Origin of the sequence: Bilifractor sp. LCP21S3_F8 (assembly GCF_052117805.1) — a bacterium.
Classification (GTDB): domain Bacteria; phylum Bacillota; class Clostridia; order Lachnospirales; family Lachnospiraceae; genus Bilifractor.
Genome location: NZ_JBQKIK010000022.1, coordinates 20,779 through 37,115, shown reverse-complemented (window position 1 = coordinate 37,115; position 16,337 = coordinate 20,779). Strand labels below are relative to the sequence as shown.

The following is a 16,337-nucleotide window of genomic DNA, read 5'->3' as shown; positions in this document are numbered from 1 at the left end:
TGAACAGCTCTTCGAAAACGCAGACAGGCTCGTCACACGCAAAGCGTGTGTAAGAGACTGAATGCGAATAGTCTTACTCAGGCGGCAATATAGCTCAGGAACTGATACGAATTCTTCTTGAAAAGCGCATCCGCATCATCTGTAGCTACCGCCTTTGCCTTCCCGCTCGTTTTATCATAAATCCAGATATTATACTCGTCATACCCGATCACATAATATACACTGCTGTCTGAAACCTTTGCGAGCACCGGATAACCCTTTGAAAGCTGATAGTACAGCTCCTCACGCGTACATCCCGACAGATTCAGCACAGTATATCCGGACCCGAGCAGATTTCCAAGCGCATCGGAATCATAGGCAAGCTCCAGGAAACCCTCCGGAATCGTCGCGGTATCAATCGTATAGGAAGACGGCCAGTCTCCTCTGACCCACACATATCTCTGTGCGCTGTCAAGCACCAGTCCCGACACACCATCCGCCGCCGCGATTGCCCGGTTCGCGCTGCTGTATATCCCCTGCAGCGTTCCAAACCCATATACAGAATACAGGTTCTGATCCGACTCCGGCCACTCCAGAATGGTCTCGGACCCGGCTTTTGTATAGAGAATCTCCGCACTCTTCTGTGTGATTTTTTCAGCGGAACCACTTCCGAGAGTAAGCACCTTCTCCTGCCCCGTCCGGCTGTCGGTCGTGGTGCTTAGGCCAACACCAGTATCTTCCTGTCCATTCTTTACGATGCGGTCCGTTCCCGCATCCCGGTAGGTACCGTCGGACAATGTAGACAGCCTGAGTGCGAGTGCGTCATGCTCCTCTGACACCGCGGTGACATACTGATTCTCCTTCTGGTAATCCTTCTTGACCGTTCCGTTAATATCCTCAATGACAAGACGATACATTCCACACGTAATTGTGCCGTCACTTCCGGTAACCACATCCTCATCCTTAACCAGCCCGTACACATAATCATTGTCCACAAAGCCGCAGGAAACAATGGCCTCCCCATCCGGCGCCGGAATCTGCAGTGTCTTTCCGCTCTCCAGATCGAGCATTGTCGCCGTCTTCGAGCCGCCTGTATTGTCACTGTCAAGCCATGCGACCATCTGCTGCGAATCCGACGACGCGAATCCGCTGCTGTCAATGGTATCCTGCACCACGTCGTACGACCCGTCCGTAAGGTTAATCTTGCACAGCTCCGTCCCGAGAAACAGGTACAGCTCATCCTTGCTGCTCACATAGGACAGCCGGGAAATATTTCGTTTCAGCACATCGTAGCTCTGATTGAGAGGAATAAACATCCTCTCCTCTGAAATATCCGTGTTCGCCGAATACGTAAATACGGCGGCCCCCATCCGTCCCTCATGCGCTCCGGACGGCATATAGCCGTACAGCACAAAGGTGACGTCCCCGTTTTCCGACACATTTTCAATTGCAAAGTCATGCTGCTCATTTTCCGTACGGTCATCAAAGGTATAAGCCCCGTTTGCTTTTTCACGGAAGGAAAAAAGGCAGCTCAACGCTCCGGTTTCCGTATTGTACGACCAGAGATCTCCGTTTTCCGCAAAAACAGCAATATTTCCCGTCTCACTGGACGCATAGGAAATGCTGCTGTCCTGAACGCCGAGCAAAAGCCCGCTGTCTGTCAGAACCGGAAGGCTGCTGTCGAAGATCAGCGCTGCCGTCCTCTTGAAGTTCAGCAGTGAGATATTTGTCGTGCCGTCCGCGTATTTCATGCGGTAGAAATCTTTTACCTTATAGTACTCCGTCTGCCCCTCACTGTCCTTCGAACTGATGATGTAATCCGCTTCCATGCTGACCGTAGTCGTATTGCACTCGCAGATTACCGGCGCAGCCTCCGTTACCATAGACGGCGCGAGGTCTCCCCAGGTAACGGTATCCGTATCGGATGTAATATCCACATCCGTAAAATCTCCTGACGTGCCGCTGTCGTCTGTTTCCAGATAGCCCGCAAGTGTGTCCTGATTGTTCTTGTCCAGACACATCATCCCGAAATCACTGACAAATTTCAGATATCCGCTGAAGTCAATACCGCTGCCCTGCACTAGTCTTGTGTAATATCGGACATCATCACCGCTCTTCAGTTTCAGATCAATGCAAAGCATATATTCCTGGCCTGACCGGAGGTTCGAATTTGCCGTAAAAGAAGCAGTGACCGAGCCATCCTCTCCGGTCTTCTGACCCGTGATTTCTCCGTTCTCCACCAGACTCTCATCCGCGATGGACGAAATCTCATAACTTACTCCCGTTATCTCCGATTCCTTCGGATCTATACGGAACGACAGTTTCTTCGAGGATGGAAGCGGAGTGACCGAGTCCCTCTCCGAGGTTTCCTGCAGATTTCCGCGCACCCCGAACATCTCGTTCACATCCGTTCCGTCAATCTCCATGAAGACGACCGGAAGCGTCGGCCCCGTTGCCTCCTCAGTATTCTCCGGCTCCTGCCTGCGGTTGATCTGCAGCGAAAACACAATCACCCCCGCCACGAAAATCACCAGCAGTATTAAAAAAACACGAATAGCTTTCTTCATAAATCCTGCGATGCTCCCCTGAATTTAATTTTACATATATCGCATACGACGGCAGATCAGATCTCCTCCATCCGGATCTCCCCAAAGCCCCTGAAATTCTCCCCCTCCGGCAGTGCCCGAATCTCTGTCTGAGCTTTGCTCCACGGATCGGTAAAGATCAGACGGAACGCACACAGAGCCGGAAAATTTCCATGCTCTCCCCATCGTTTTTTCGTGTGTTCCACCTCCCGGCAGCTCTCAACACCGTATTTCCGGTCTCCCACAATCGGCATTCCCGCGTGAGAAAGCTGCAGCCGGATCTGATGATGCCTGCCCGTGCCAAGATCAATCTCCAGCAGTGCCTTCTTCGTGCCGGACTCATAAACGTCAGCCGGAATCTCTGGTGCCTGCTGTTCTTTCCCGGAATTATCACCGGCACGGTCAGTTCCCTTCTTCCCGGAGAACCGCTCCTGCCCGTGACTATCGCCGCTCCGGGATGCCATGCTTCTTCCGCAGTCCAACTCCTGCCCGTGACTTTCGCCACTCCGGGATGCCGCGTTTCTTCCGCAGTCCAACTCCTGCCCGCGGCTTTCGCCACTCCGGCATGCCACGTTTCTTCCGCAGTCCAACTCCTGCCCGCGATTTGTTCCGGCCTGAGTCGCCCCGGAAATCTTCAGAATTCTGTACTTCAGAACTGCCCTCTGCGCGCCCGGTACTCTCTCTCCGACAATCTCAGATCGGTTGCTTCTGCCATCGCTGTGCATGAAATCTGAAAGCTGATGCCATTGCCCGTCAAGCGGCCCGATCCCGTCATCCATTCCGGTGTCACCGGCCGGAGCCATCCCTTCATCCATTACAATGTCACCGTCCGGACCGCTCCTGCCACCCGTTCTGACCTCTCCAGCCATATCGATCCTGCTGCCAGAGCTGATTTCCTTCGTCAGGTATACAACAGCCAGATACTCCTTGCGGATCTCGTGATTTCTCAGCATCTCCGAGAGCTTCGCCGCAGCCTTCGGATTTTTCGCGAAGAGAACGATCCCTTCCACAGGCTGATCGAGACGATTGATCACCGCCAGATACGGAGCCCTGGACATCCGTGTCTTACCCAGTATGCGTCTCTCCTTGCGCTGTCTGGCCGCAAGCTCATTCAGAAGCTCATTCACCAGATCCATCTGCCCCAGCCTTCCCGACTGAGTCGCTATGCCGGCAGGTTTTCTTACCGCTATATAATTTTCCGTTTCTCTGAGAATTCTGATCATCCGGTTTTGCCCCGCCCGCTCCAGTTGTCAGATCCTGGGTCTCATCCGCTTCCGTTAACAAAATCTGCGCTTTGATTGCTTCATCCATCAGAACCTGCTTATTGTTCCCTTTAGTTCCCTTCAGTTACCATAAGTAACTGTCATGGATTGAATTATACACCAAGATATCCCGCCTTATCTACACAAAAACCCCTGCCGGTAATATAAATTTATAATTCCTCCCACCGGCAGTGCCGGTTCCCACATCATATTTCCGGAATACCCTCCGTACATGCAAGAAAAACAACAGCGGGGTGGCAAACGCTCTCATTTGCCATCCCGCTGAATCACACATCCGTAAAAGGTACCTGATATACGTCCATCTGACATCTCCAACGAGCAATCCCATGGAAGACGTCAGCCGGTAAAACCAATAACATACGAATGCACCAGATATTAAGCAGAAAAATCAATAGTTCTCTTCATGAACCTCAAAGAAGGACTGCGGATGATTGCATACCGGACAAACCTCCGGAGCTTCTGTTCCCACAACGATATGTCCGCAGTTTCTGCACTCCCAGACCTTGACCTCGCTCTTCTTGAAGACCTCTTTCATCTCTACGTTGTGAAGCAGCTTGCGGTAGCGCTCCTCGTGTGTCTTCTCGATCGCGGCAACACCGCGGAACTTCTCGGCCAGCTCGTGGAAGCCTTCCTCGTCGGCATCCTTTGCCATACGCACATACATATCGGTCCACTCATAATTCTCGCCAAGAGCACCGGACAGCAGATTCTCTTCTGTGTCGCCGAGCATACCGAGTTCCTTGAACCAAAGCTTTGCATGCTCTTTCTCGTTGTCCGCTGTTTTCAGAAAAAGTGCCGCAATCTGCTCAAATCCCTGCTTCTTCGCAACGGAAGCGAAGAATGTGTATTTGTTGCGCGCCTGTGACTCACCGGAGAAAGCCTCCAGCAGGTTCTTCTCCGTCTTGGTACCGGCATAAGGATTCTTCTTTTCTTCATCCACCGGCTCAAATACATTCTTCTGATGACACTTCGGGCACTCCTCCGGAGCCTGATCTCCCTCGTAGATATACCCACAAACCTTACATTTGAACTTCATAACACGCCTCCTGTCTGATTGCTCCTATATGATTCTTTCCTGATTTGTGCTGTCTGAGTTTTTGTGATAATTCCATCCTATCCATCACAATATTCAGCACGTAACTGTATTATACCCGATATTGTCATGATAAGTCCAGTCACAATATTGCCGATTCGCAGTGCTGTAGTTGTCATGCCACAGTTGTCAGCATTATCTTTTAATTCTGCATCCGGATCTGCTGTCCCTTTATAAGTTCGTACGAGGTGAGACTGCTCCCGTCAAGATCTGTGTGATGCATGTCAACCGCCGTGATCTGACTGTTCTCATACGTCGTGTAATAATAGATTCCCTTGTCCATATTGCAGCAGGAGCTGTAGATCGTATACTCGCAGACCGGGTTCCCGTCCTTGTCCGTCGCAAGACGGCAGCATCCTTTCTGCTGCTCGACAGATCCGAGGATTTTGAAAAACTGGCTGATACTTGCGGATTCATCCTCCGCCTTCAGGGAATTCATCTTTGTAAATGCGACCTTTACAAATCTTGAGGCCGAGGAAAGATCTCCCGGAATTCCCATTCCGCCCATGCCGCGGCTGTACGCGTTCAGCTCCACGCCCGGGATCAGCTTCTGCTCCGGAAGCCCGGCGGATGCGTTCATATAATCTGCGAGATGTGTCATCTGATAATCAAAGGTCGGATTATTGGTCATCACTCCTACCGGGTTATCGTAGATCTGCGCGCCCCGCGTCGTCTGTTCGAATACCACGCACTCCTTCTGATCGGCGACAATCCAGTGAAGCGGTGAAGGCGGAAGCTCCGCCGCAAAAGCGTCATCGGTCAGGTTGATTCTTGACAGATACTTTCTGGCTTCCTCCACACTTCCGCACTGACCCAGAATCCATGAAATGAATTCAAAGGAAGCGACATTGTCCTTTCCCTCCTCCGGCTTTCTGTAATCCGCGTTTCCGGGAAAGTTCAGACCTGCCATCGACAGTCCCTTTTCATTCATTGCATCATAATATAGCGGATAATCTCCAACCACATATGCCATGCCGATCATTGCCAGGTGGTTTGGTATAGGAGCCAAATGACGGAACACAAGTTCCTTGTTTCTCGGTGTGACCGTTACCGATTCATGATAGGAATACTCCAGATCAAGATTTCTTCCAAAATAATGATCCTTACCTGTATATGTTGCCGCTGTACACATAATCTGTCCTTTCTGCAGTTCTCACTGCGATGCTGAACTCAGTTGATGTCCGTTCTTTCGGTTTCCTATACACTATACTTCATTTTCCAGACACTGTCCTGTGATTTTCTGTTTTTTCACGTAATATTTTTATATTTTCTCATTTTTACGCAACGGAATCACCCGGTCAGAAGTCCTGACCGGCCTCACCTTCTGTACAAAAAGGCAGTCTTCATCACCAGACAGCCTCTGACCGGGAATGGCCCGCATCACCTTGCACACAAAAAGGCAGGGACTTTATTGACACGTCCCTGTCAGTGCATGAAATGGTAAAACGCCAAATGCGAGAATGCAAAGCCGGGGATGATCTGGGCGCATGAAGCACAGATCTCAGCAATTCCCGGGCTGTCGGTTCTTTCCCCTTCCGTCTTCTTCTGCCTTCAGCATCCGGTATCCGATACCGATGTGTGTCTGAATAAAATGCTGCGAGCCCTCCTTATCTTCCAGCTTTTTTCGCAGATTTGCCATAAATACCCGCAGCGACGCCATTTCGCTCTCCGCGGATTCTCCCCAGATCGCCTTCGTGATATAGGAATAGGTCAGAACCTTTCCCTCATTGTGCGCGAGCAGAGAGATCAGCTTATATTCAATCGGCGTCAGGTGGAGCTCCCTTCCGTCCAAAGTCACCGTCTCCGCCGGAAAATCGATGACCAGTCCCCCGTTTGTGAACACCGGCGTCGGTTCCGCCGCCTGCTTCAGAAACGGCAGACGTCTCAGCGAGACGCGGAGCCTTGCCAGAAGCTCCTCCACAGAAAACGGTTTTGTCAGATAATCGTCCGCCCCCGCGTCGAGTGCCTCGATCTTGTCGGTCTCCTCGCTTCTCGCGCTGATCACAATGATCGGAAGCGCGGACCAGGTCCGCACTTTTCGGATTACCTCTACGCCATCCATGTCCGGCAGTCCCAGATCCAGAAAAATAACATCCGGGCTGCGGGTAGCCGCCTGCATCACCGCAGTCTGCCCGTTCCCGGCTGTAACCGAATCGTATCCGTACATCTTCAGAGCCGTCGTAATCAGGTTCTGCACAGAGGGATCATCCTCTACCACAAGAATCGTTGCCTTAGACATCCGTCCGAACCTCCTCCGCCGGTATTGTAAACCGGAAAATACTGCCGTGCGGAACATTCTCCTCATACCAGATCTTACCGCCGTGCGCCTGCACAATTTCCCTGCAAAGGGCAAGACCGAGGCCGAGACTTCTGCTGCTGTCCGCCACTGTCTTTTTACCGCTGTAAAACATGTCAAAGATATGCGGCCGGTCTGTCTCAGACACACCAGCCCCGTTATCCTTTACTGAAATCTGAATCATATCCCCCTTCCGCTCCGTGCAGATCCGGATATCCGAACCCGGCGGCGTATACTTCACGGCGTTATTCACCAGATTGACCAGTACCTGAATAATCAGGTGCGCGTCCATTTTTCCCAGCAGCACCTCCGATGACTCCTCTGTAAAAAACCTATGCTCGGAAAGCTTCCGGCTGCAGTGCCTCCGAGCCTCTTCAATCACCTCACTGACGAATTCCGCGGAGGTATGAATTCTGGTCTGATCATCCTTCAGCCGCGTAATGGACAGCAGATTCTCCACCAGATCCTCCAGCCACATAGAATCCTCATATATATTGGAATAAAGATTTTTCCTCGACGCATCATCCAGCCTGTCCCCATCGGACAGCAGGAGGCTCGCTGTGCCTGAAATCGATGTCAGCGGAGTCCTCAGGTCATGAGAAATCGAGCGAAGAAGATTCGCGCGAAGCTGTTCGTTCTTCGCCATCAGCCGTGCCTGTTCCTTTTCCTGCTCGTTCCGCTTATTCTCCAGGGCAATCGCGGCTTCCCCGAGTATCGCCGTCACCATGCTCTCCTCATAGGTGTCCAGCTCATTTTCCCGGACATCAATTCCCATGACGCCGTACACCACCTGATTCAGTCGGATCGTCAGGTACACACAGGCTGCGTCCGGGAAGAAATCCGTACTCCTCCCGGTTTTCCCACCATCTTTAAATGCCAGTTCCGCCGCCTTTTTCTCTTCTTCGGGACAAAAGCCAGGTTCACCGGAATCGTCCGACAGAAATACCGCCGGTTTTTCTTCCGTACTCTCTCTATACAAAAGCACATTCCTGTGGAGAAGCCTCACAAGCTGCTTCGCTGTGATCTCCTTGATCTCGTCCTGACTCCTGCACTTTTCCACCAGCTGATTCGTCTCGTACAGAACACTGACCCGAAATGCCATGCGCGCGGAATTCCTCGCCTGCGTCCGCAGTCTGGCGGCCATTACACCGGTCAGCAGAGCGATCAGCAGCATCACACCGAAGGAAACCGTATAGCGGTTGTCATAGGCGTGAAGCGTGAATTCCGGAGCCGTAAACAGAAAATTATAGATCACGACGCTTAGTCCAGCAGCGCAGACACTGTAGATCCAGTTTGCCGTGCGCACCGAAATCAGAAAAACAAAGAAGATATAGAGCACCACGATATTGGATTCCACACCGTTCAGAAGCTTAAACCACCAGCAGATCACGGAGCATAGTCCCAGCATCCCTGCAGAAAATAAAATCTCCCGGATTCTTTCCCGCGTGCTCACCCTGTCGTTTATCGACGATATGGCGGTTTCAACCGGTATTTTTTCTCTCTCCTTTGCTCCGGCATTCCTGACCTGTCCATTCTCCATACAGATTCCGCAGCCCCTTCCAAATCATCATCATTTACTGTCCTTATTCTTATTATGGTAGTATTTCTCTATCAGTTCGTCAAATGAAGATATGAGGTGATCACCCACAATCGCAAGCACCGCAAGGAACGCTATCAACAACAATATCTTCATAACGATCCCTCCTTCCGATCTGTCTCACTTTCCCCGGCATCTCCGCTGTCTTCGGTCTTTATATGAGCCCCATATGCCGTATCGCAGTTATTGCAATTCCGCTGTCCTTCTGTTTTTACGTGAGCCGCATCTGCCGTATCGCAGTTATTGCAATTCCGCTGTCCTTCTATCTTTACGTGAGCCGCATCTGCCGTATCGCAGTTATTGCAATTCCGCTGTCCTTCTGTTTTTACGTGAGCCGCATCTGCTGTCCCGCCGTTACGCCAGCTTTCTCAGATCCGGAAGCATTTCTGCATATCCTTGTTCTTCCCGAGCACCAGAAGATTTTCTTCTGCCGTCAGAACCGTCTCGGATGTGATATTCATATCAATCCGCTCATCGGCCTTTAGGGCGAGGATATTGATCCGGTAACGCTTCCGGATATTCAGCTCCCCGACCGACTTCCCGACCCAGTTATCGGGAACAGACACCTCGAAGATGGCACAGTCATCATCCATGGCAAAATAATCAAAAACGTGATCCGAGCTGTACCGGATAGCCGCCCATCTCGCAATCTGCTGTTCCGGAAAAACAACCTCGTCTGCCCCGTTCCTCTTCAGGAATTTCGCCTGAACCTCGCTGGCGGCCCTGGCCACCACAAGCTTGCCACCGAGCTCCTTTACCAGTGATGTCGTCTCCAGGGAATCCTGAAAACAGTCCCCGATCGCCACAAAGCACAGATCATAATTCCGGATTCCCAGCGACTTCAGAAACTCCTCGTCCGTACTGTCGCCGATTCTGGCATTGGTCACATAGGGCATGATCTCATTGACACGCTTTTCATTGCGGTCAACTGCCATGACCTCGTGATTCATCTCCCGGAGCTTCATCGCGATATTTTTTCCGAAACGGCCGAGTCCGATCAGTAAAATTGACTTCATCTGCATCTCTCCTCCTCCATATTCCTCAAAAGCAGGCTTCATCCCACCGTGATCCGTTCCTCCGGAAGTCGCCCGTTGTTCATTCCCTTCTCTGACACTGTCGCAAAGATCAGCGTCAGTCCTCCGACTCTTCCGAAATACATCAGGAAAGTCAGAATTCCCCTCGATACCAGCGACAGTCCCGGTGTGATTCCCATGGTCAGACCCACCGTTCCGATTGCGGACGCCGTCTCAAAAAGGCAGTCCAGAAGAGGCAGTCCTTCGACCCTGCTGATCACCATTCCCCCGAGAGCAAAGAGCATGGTATAGAGCAGAAGAATGGCGCCGGCACTCCGGATCGCGTCCAGCGGTATTCTTCTGCCGAAAATCTCCGCGTCCTTGCGCTGCCGGAACACCGCTGCGGCAGACGCGAGAAGAACCGCTGCCGTCGTCGTCTTCATCCCGCCCGCCGTTGATGCCGGTGAGCCGCCGATCAGCATCAGAATGATTAATACGAAGATCCCTGTCTCACTCATTTTTGTCAGGTCCGCGGTATTAAAGCCGGCAGTCCTGGGTGTCACCGACTGAAAAAACGAAAGCAGTACGCGCTCACCTGCCGGTCCCTCCGTGAATTCGCCGAAATAAAAGTAAATGGCCGGTACCAATATGAGTGTCAGTGTCATCGTCAGAATCACCTTGCTCTGCAGGCGGAACCGCTTCAGATGAAAACCGTTGATTGCCACGTCCATCCACGTCAGAAAACCGATTCCGCCCACAATAATAAGCGTCATGATTGTGATATTAATCAACGGATTTGCAGCGAAATGCGTCAGTGATCCGTATTTTCCACTCTCCCCCATCAGGTCAAATCCGGCATTGCAGAACGCCGACACTGAATGAAAAACCGCGTACCAGATTCCCTTTCCCGCGCCGAATCTACGGATAAATACCGGCATCATCACCGCCGCTCCGATCCCCTCACAGACGAAGGTGGTCTCCAGGATAAACCTCGTAAACTTCACAATCCCGCTGATCTGCGGAGCGGAGATCGATTCCTGCATGATGTTTCTCTGAATCAGACCAATCTTTTTGCCGGATACAAGAGCCAGTGCGATCGCCACCGTAAATACACCAAGACCGCCTACCTGAATCAGTGTCAGAATCACAGCCTGACCGAAAAAACTCCAGAACGTCGCCGTGTCCTGCACGACCAGTCCCGTCACACACACGGCGGAGACCGCCGTAAACAGCGAATCCGCGAATCCCGCAGATCCTGCGCCACGCGAGGAAAAAGGAAGCATCAAAAGCAGCGTTCCCGCAATGATTACCATCAGAAATCCGAGTATGATCACCTGTACCGGCTTCAGGTGCTCCAGCTTATTCACTAGTTGTCTCATCATATCAGGCATCTCTTTTCCAGGATCAAATAACATCGTATTTATCTCTTATCAGATCCACAATCAGATGACATCGTATTATCTCTTATCAGATCCACAATCAAATGACATCCTATTGTCTCTTATCAGATCCACAATCAAATGACATTCTATTATCTCTTCATCAGAATCAGCAAAGACGTCATATTAACCTTTTTATATTCTTATTATCCGGCAACGATCATAAAGACAGTATTAATGTTGCCGGTCTGGTATTAAGATTTTATTAAGATAACACGTGCTCAGACGGCTTAAAAAAAATACTGCGAAGACGTTTTATTTGTTGTATAATAAAGTGTGAAATTATTATCAATTTTATAAAATATTATTAGGAGTTGGGGTGTTTAAATGGATACGCTAAGTATTTTAAAGGACATAGCTATTATTATTATCGCAGCCAAGTTTCTGGGCCTCATTGCGCGAAAACTCAAGGCGCCTCAAGTCGCGGGCGAGATCATCGCCGGTCTTCTCATCGGGCCAAGTGTCTTCAATATCGTTCAGACCAATGATTTCCTAACCGGAATGGCCGAAATCGGCGTCATCCTTCTGATGTTCAACGCCGGCCTCGAGACCGACCTCGATCAGCTGAAGAAATCCGGAATAAAGGCGACCCTCATCGCCTGTGCTGGAGTCGCGGTTCCAATGGCACTCGGAACCCTTCTCTTCATGTGCTTCTACGGTTTTTCCGCACCGGGCACCGAGAACTTTACCCGCGGCCTGTTCATCGGAACGATTCTTGCCGCGACCTCTGTCAGCATTACGGTTCAGGCGCTGCGCGAGCTCGGAAAGCTTTCAACCGAAGTCGGAACCACAATCATGAGCGCAGCGATCATCGATGACGTCATTGGTATCCTCGTCCTCACCGCTGTCATCAGTCTCAAGAACCCGAAGGCAAATATCGGACTTGTTGCGCTGAAGACACTTCTGTTCTTTGTGTTTGCTCTGATCGCTGGGTATCTCGTTTACCAGCTCATGAAAAAAATCGACAGCCGGTACCCGCATACCCGCCGGATTCCGATCATCGGACTCGCCCTCGCCTTTGCGCTCTCCTACGTCGCCGACAAATACTTCGGCGTGGCCGACATCACCGGTGCCTACTGCGCAGGCGTCATTCTCTGTTCTCTGAATGACGCGGAATATATCGGCCGGAAAATGGACATCAATTCCTATATGATCTTCGGACCGGTTTTCTTCGCAAGCATAGGTCTTCAGACCAATCTGAGACAGCTGGACACTACCATCCTCCTGTTCTCCGCCGCATTTGTAGTGGTCGGCCTGGTCGGAAAGATCATCGGCTGCGGCGCCGTCGCACGGGTCTGCGGATTCAGCGGCCCGGACAGCCTGAAGATCGGCGTAGGTATGATGACCCGCGGCGAGGTCGCCCTGATCGTCGCGCAGCGAGGTCTCAAGGCAGGAATGATGGACAGCCGCTATTTTACCTCGGTCATCCTTCTGATCATCATCAGTTCGATCATCACTCCGATCGCTCTGAAGGCGCTGTACGCAAAATCCGAAAAGACAGAGACTCCACAGCCGGAAAAGGTCGCCTGAAAACGCGCTCTGGAAACCTCTTGAAAAAGCGGCCGGATAATGTGCTCTGGAAACTTCTTGAAAAATCAGCCGGAAGAAATCTTCCGGAACCAAAAACAAATAGCTCAAAAACAGCCCGTACCGCAGGGGAACACTGTCCCCCTGCGGTACGGGCTGTTTCATAGCTTCACAGATGAAATCCTATTGTTTTTTCTTCCTTACATCGGATGATCCGCCAGATACTGAATGATATCCATGCTCTCATACAGCGGTTTTCCATCGATGAACAGGCACGGAACCTGATCCATGCCGCCGTCGCGGATGAGACGCGCATGGTTCTCCGGATCCTCCAGGATATCCCTGTAGACCACATCAGTTCTTCCGTTTTCGCGGATCCATCCCATCACTCTCTGACAGTACGGGCAGGTATCCTTCTTGTAAAGTTCAAGTACCATCCTTTCTCTCCTTTCTGTTGTCCTCATTTTCTTATATTTCCAGTCTTACATATTCCTGACGATTTTGCCAGTGGCAATCCCAGAATCTCCCCTGCCGCCTTTCCGTTCCGCAATTTCACTGGCTGTTTTTCCGTCGCGCAACCATAGAGACCATCTCATGCTCGTCTCCCTCTACCGAAATAATATTCAGCGGAGAGAGCCTGGAATAGATACCGGCGAGGTGTCCCGCATACAGGTACATCCCCGTCATGTTCGCGAAGCTGTGCACCCGTGGGCTCTTCTGCCCTTTCGCCTGCTCCTGCCAGGGATTGTCCGTGTAATCTGTATCCGTGTAGTCCGCATTCAGAGTCCGGTACGGGCTGACATACTCCTGAATTACATACCCTTTTCCCGCGCGGTCCCTCAGCAATTTCTGCCACTGTTCATCCGTGAAATTGCCGCTGTAATAAATTCCGTGCGCGCCGTAGGAATCCTCCGGCTTCAGAATCCATCTGCGGCTTCTGCCTCCCTCATCTGACCACGTCGTATGCATGAATTTTTCCACATGCAGAAGCCCGGAAACAAGGTCCGCCGTGTATGGAATGTGCTGCGCGACATACCGGTTTTCCTCCTCCGTCAGGAACGCTTTTGTGCGATCGAGGTGCAGAACCTTAAACAGAATCTTGTCATGAACGACCTGTGTACAGAAGTCGCCAATCAGACAGACCTTACGGTCCCTCACTGCATCCAGAAACGGCCGGATCTCCTCCCGATGCTCCAGAATATCACTCGTCACCGCCCGCCGGTAAATCGCGTCCACGCGAAATCCCTCCGGCGTATACAGGTGCTCGCCGTCATAGGTAAGGCTGCGAATATCCGCCACACATGAGCGGCTGCCTCTCTTGCGGAAGGCTTCGGCAAATCGCTCCAGCTCCGCCGAAGCAATGCTCTTTTCAAGAAAATCCACAATGGCCACCTGCGGATGCTCCGGATAACGGCCCGTCTCCTTCACCAGATCGAGGAACACACGTGCCCATGAATCAAAAAGCTCAAACTCCTGTTGTTCATATTCCTCCGAGAAGCACCGGTACATCAGGGTTTTGCGGTAGGCCTCCGTCATGATCCGGTTTTCGTTCATCGCGCTGCTGCCATCCGCGTTGAACTCGCAGAACTTAAAGTCCCCCGTCTTCTCATCAAAAAACATATCCAGCCTGCACACCGGGAGCAGAACGGAATACTCCGGTCCCCTGCAAATCATTTCCTCCAGCTCCTTCGGAAAGCCGAAAAGCTTCCGGTAATCCGGATCATCCAAGTATTCCCGGATCACCTTCACCAGGATCTTCCAGGCCGTCTCGCCTGCCTCACGGATCTTCAGAAAGCCCTCCTCTGTGAATAACTTGGGAAAATACAGCATCTTGACCGGTACGCCCCGGTACCTTGCGTCTGACTGCTGAATTTCTTCATTTTCTTCCTGCCCAGACTTATCATGTCCTTTGATGTCTTGATAATAGAAATGCTCCGCCAGCTCCTGAAGCGTCAAAGCATGCTCTTCGCTTCTGTCTGATTCTGCAGTCACTGTTTCTCACCCTCTTCCCATGCACATGATATAAATTGAGGATAATACAAACATTTCTAAAAAGCAAACACCGCTTTGCCGCTGCCCTCCGTATACCTGCAATTTCGCAGCTCCGTTTCATTCCCAATCAGCCAGTCCCCTGCTCTGCTTTTCCATGGCCTCATCCAGACTGATCTTCTTGACCGGGAGACTTAAATACTCCTTAAGCTCCTTCAGCCCGTCACCGTTCATATTGTTGATGCAGAAAATTTTCTCACAGCAGCAATTCTGAAGCCACTGCCTCACCATCGGCACATTTGCGTACGGAGAGTCGATCTTCGTGATGATGCCGATGAGCGGCCTGTTCAAAAATGCATTGCAGTTCGGCGTGAAAAGCGAGAACGGTTCATCCGCGGCCACTACGATCGCGACGACATCCGCCTCGAACGAGAAGCAGGCCAGTCCGACGCCGACTTCCTTCGACTCCGCGTACTCGCCCGGTGTATCGATTACAGAATCGCCAGCATACGTGTACTGCGTCTTCTTATATACAATCTCCTCTCCCTTCAGAACCTGGGAGAGCGTTGTCTTCCCGGCCTCACTGCGGCCCATCAGAAACAGTTTTCTCATTGCTTCAGCTTTCCTCTATATCACAGACGTGAAAATGCAGATCATCCTTGAAAAAAGAACGGACGTTCTCGAGTGCCGTCCGTACTTCCTCCCTGCTGCCCAGTATAATCACGGTACCGTTAAACCGGTCCATAAAACCGATTTCCACATGTGCCGATTTCAGGGAGATATCCGCTGCCGGAACCGTGCATTCCCAGGGTGTAAACTTCATGATACCGATGGTCTCTCCCGTGTGATCTTCACCGGCATGCACACCGATGTGCAGCCCAAGATTCTTGTAGACCTCCTGCACGGATGTCCCGATCACATGTGCCATCGTCATATCTCTGCCCGGAGTCCGTACGCGCACAATCCTCAGCTGTTTGTTTTTGTCTCTTCTTTTCTGGCTGCTGATCCACTTCAGGAGTTCTTCAGCCGTCATCCTGTCAGCCATAGACACTCCTATCGTTTCGTGACCGGGCAGACGACATAGTGCAACTCATCACGAAAATAATCAACAACAGCCGTGATCGCGGCTGTCACACCCGCAATATCGCCCGACACGATCAGTGTTCCCGTGAAACGGTCTGCAAAGCCCAGATAGACATCGCCGCTTTTGACAGCAATATCAGACGCAATGACTGCAGACTCCGGCGGCGTCATATTCATAATGCCGATCGCCGATGAGCTGTAGTTAATGGCAGGGTTCATGCCAAGCTTCTGATATATGATCGGAGACGGGCTGCCCATTATGTGCGCAAGGGTGATTTCCTTGCCAGCCACCGTCTCCTGTACGATTCGAATCTGTTCATCACGGTTGTCCATCTGTTTCCTCCAACATTTTCGAGATAAATCACGCCCCGGTCTTGCCGTCAGCCTTCATCTTTTCGATAGTGATTCAGACTGCGCATACGCGCAGCCTGATCACAGTCATCCATTATGTTA

16 protein-coding genes are annotated in these 16,337 nt (G+C 51.3%); 1 reads left to right on the top strand and 15 read right to left on the bottom strand.

Annotated features, from left to right (window positions below; genetic code table 11):
• Window positions 1-77 precede the first annotated feature (77 nt).
• The 10 genes from ACTQ3A_RS10370 to ACTQ3A_RS10325 all read right to left on the bottom strand — a co-directional run bounded on the left by ACTQ3A_RS10370 (window position 78) and on the right by ACTQ3A_RS10325 (window position 11,225).
• Window positions 78-2,546 (bottom strand): hypothetical protein, encoded by a 2,469-nt coding sequence (locus ACTQ3A_RS10370; protein ID WP_441494786.1) that lies wholly within the window; start codon window positions 2,544-2,546, stop codon window positions 78-80.
• A 56-nt stretch (window positions 2,547-2,602) separates the two neighbouring features.
• Window positions 2,603-3,700 (bottom strand): pseudouridine synthase, encoded by a 1,098-nt coding sequence (locus tag ACTQ3A_RS10365; RefSeq protein ID WP_441494787.1) that lies wholly within the window; start codon window positions 3,698-3,700, stop codon window positions 2,603-2,605.
• Window positions 3,684-3,875 carry a hypothetical protein gene (locus tag ACTQ3A_RS10360; RefSeq protein WP_441494788.1) on the bottom strand — a complete coding sequence of 64 codons (192 nt, stop codon included), beginning with the start codon at window positions 3,873-3,875 and terminating at the stop codon, window positions 3,684-3,686. Before ACTQ3A_RS10360 ends, ACTQ3A_RS10365 begins: the two co-directional genes overlap by 17 nt.
• A gap of 360 nt (window positions 3,876-4,235) precedes the next feature.
• Window positions 4,236-4,883 (bottom strand): rubrerythrin, encoded by a 648-nt coding sequence (rbr, locus tag ACTQ3A_RS10355; protein ID WP_441099470.1) that lies wholly within the window; start codon window positions 4,881-4,883, stop codon window positions 4,236-4,238.
• Between the two features lie 199 nt (window positions 4,884-5,082).
• Window positions 5,083-6,072, bottom strand: a complete 990-nt coding sequence (gene bsh / locus ACTQ3A_RS10350) for a choloylglycine hydrolase (RefSeq protein WP_441494789.1) — start codon at window positions 6,070-6,072, stop codon at window positions 5,083-5,085.
• A gap of 369 nt (window positions 6,073-6,441) precedes the next feature.
• Window positions 6,442-7,179, bottom strand: a complete 738-nt coding sequence (locus tag ACTQ3A_RS10345; RefSeq protein WP_441099468.1) for a response regulator — start codon at window positions 7,177-7,179, stop codon at window positions 6,442-6,444.
• Window positions 7,172-8,776: an ATP-binding protein gene (locus ACTQ3A_RS10340; protein ID WP_441494790.1), complete on the bottom strand. Its 1,605-nt coding sequence runs from the start codon at window positions 8,774-8,776 to the stop codon at window positions 7,172-7,174. Before ACTQ3A_RS10340 ends, ACTQ3A_RS10345 begins: the two co-directional genes overlap by 8 nt.
• A gap of 30 nt (window positions 8,777-8,806) precedes the next feature.
• Window positions 8,807-8,929: a hypothetical protein gene (locus ACTQ3A_RS10335; protein WP_441475736.1), complete on the bottom strand. Its 123-nt coding sequence runs from the start codon at window positions 8,927-8,929 to the stop codon at window positions 8,807-8,809.
• Window positions 8,930-9,201: 272 nt separating this feature from the next.
• Complete coding sequence (locus ACTQ3A_RS10330) at window positions 9,202-9,849, bottom strand: potassium channel family protein (protein WP_441494791.1); 648 nt, start codon at window positions 9,847-9,849, stop codon at window positions 9,202-9,204.
• Between the two features lie 38 nt (window positions 9,850-9,887).
• A complete protein-coding gene (locus ACTQ3A_RS10325) occupies window positions 9,888-11,225 on the bottom strand; it encodes a TrkH family potassium uptake protein (protein ID WP_441494802.1) in 1,338 nt (445 codons plus the stop codon).
• 387 nt (window positions 11,226-11,612) lie between these two features.
• On the opposite strand from ACTQ3A_RS10325, the gene ACTQ3A_RS10320 reads away from it, so the two are divergent.
• A complete protein-coding gene (locus ACTQ3A_RS10320) occupies window positions 11,613-12,815 on the top strand; it encodes a cation:proton antiporter (protein ID WP_441099464.1) in 1,203 nt (400 codons plus the stop codon).
• A 197-nt stretch (window positions 12,816-13,012) separates the two neighbouring features.
• On the opposite strand, the gene ACTQ3A_RS10315 is transcribed toward ACTQ3A_RS10320, so the two are convergent.
• The 5 genes from ACTQ3A_RS10315 to ACTQ3A_RS10295 all read right to left on the bottom strand — a co-directional run bounded on the left by ACTQ3A_RS10315 (window position 13,013) and on the right by ACTQ3A_RS10295 (window position 16,217).
• The gene (locus ACTQ3A_RS10315; protein WP_441099463.1) at window positions 13,013-13,249 is read right to left on the bottom strand and encodes a glutaredoxin family protein; all 237 of its coding nucleotides are present in this window, start codon (window positions 13,247-13,249) and stop codon (window positions 13,013-13,015) included.
• 115 nt (window positions 13,250-13,364) lie between these two features.
• A complete protein-coding gene (locus ACTQ3A_RS10310) occupies window positions 13,365-14,804 on the bottom strand; it encodes a hypothetical protein (RefSeq protein WP_441099462.1) in 1,440 nt (479 codons plus the stop codon).
• Window positions 14,805-14,921: 117 nt separating this feature from the next.
• Window positions 14,922-15,413 (bottom strand): EutP/PduV family microcompartment system protein, encoded by a 492-nt coding sequence (locus ACTQ3A_RS10305; RefSeq protein WP_441099461.1) that lies wholly within the window; start codon window positions 15,411-15,413, stop codon window positions 14,922-14,924.
• 4 nt (window positions 15,414-15,417) lie between these two features.
• Window positions 15,418-15,846 (bottom strand): BMC domain-containing protein, encoded by a 429-nt coding sequence (locus ACTQ3A_RS10300; RefSeq protein WP_441099460.1) that lies wholly within the window; start codon window positions 15,844-15,846, stop codon window positions 15,418-15,420.
• A gap of 8 nt (window positions 15,847-15,854) precedes the next feature.
• A complete protein-coding gene (locus ACTQ3A_RS10295) occupies window positions 15,855-16,217 on the bottom strand; it encodes a BMC domain-containing protein (RefSeq protein ID WP_441099459.1) in 363 nt (120 codons plus the stop codon).
• Between the last annotated feature and the right edge of the window lie 120 nt (window positions 16,218-16,337).

Coding starts and splice junctions, on each gene's coding strand:
- ACTQ3A_RS10335 (WP_441475736.1), bottom strand. CDS start 8,929: ATGAAGATATTGTTGTTGATAGCGTTCCTTGCGGTGCTTGCGATTGTG.
- ACTQ3A_RS10325 (WP_441494802.1), bottom strand. CDS start 11,225: ATGAGACAACTAGTGAATAAGCTGGAGCACCTGAAGCCGGTACAGGTG.
- ACTQ3A_RS10360 (WP_441494788.1), bottom strand. CDS start 3,875: ATGGATGAAGCAATCAAAGCGCAGATTTTGTTAACGGAAGCGGATGAG.
- ACTQ3A_RS10345 (WP_441099468.1), bottom strand. CDS start 7,179: ATGTCTAAGGCAACGATTCTTGTGGTAGAGGATGATCCCTCTGTGCAG.
- ACTQ3A_RS10300 (WP_441099460.1), bottom strand. CDS start 15,846: ATGGCTGACAGGATGACGGCTGAAGAACTCCTGAAGTGGATCAGCAGC.
- ACTQ3A_RS10370 (WP_441494786.1), bottom strand. CDS start 2,546: ATGAAGAAAGCTATTCGTGTTTTTTTAATACTGCTGGTGATTTTCGTG.
- rbr (WP_441099470.1), bottom strand. CDS start 4,883: ATGAAGTTCAAATGTAAGGTTTGTGGGTATATCTACGAGGGAGATCAG.
- ACTQ3A_RS10365 (WP_441494787.1), bottom strand. CDS start 3,700: ATGGATCTGGTGAATGAGCTTCTGAATGAGCTTGCGGCCAGACAGCGC.
- bsh (WP_441494789.1), bottom strand. CDS start 6,072: ATGTGTACAGCGGCAACATATACAGGTAAGGATCATTATTTTGGAAGA.
- ACTQ3A_RS10305 (WP_441099461.1), bottom strand. CDS start 15,413: ATGAGAAAACTGTTTCTGATGGGCCGCAGTGAGGCCGGGAAGACAACG.
- ACTQ3A_RS10330 (WP_441494791.1), bottom strand. CDS start 9,849: ATGAAGTCAATTTTACTGATCGGACTCGGCCGTTTCGGAAAAAATATC.
- ACTQ3A_RS10315 (WP_441099463.1), bottom strand. CDS start 13,249: ATGGTACTTGAACTTTACAAGAAGGATACCTGCCCGTACTGTCAGAGA.
- ACTQ3A_RS10295 (WP_441099459.1), bottom strand. CDS start 16,217: ATGGACAACCGTGATGAACAGATTCGAATCGTACAGGAGACGGTGGCT.
- ACTQ3A_RS10340 (WP_441494790.1), bottom strand. CDS start 8,776: ATGGAGAATGGACAGGTCAGGAATGCCGGAGCAAAGGAGAGAGAAAAA.
- ACTQ3A_RS10320 (WP_441099464.1), top strand. CDS start 11,613: ATGGATACGCTAAGTATTTTAAAGGACATAGCTATTATTATTATCGCA.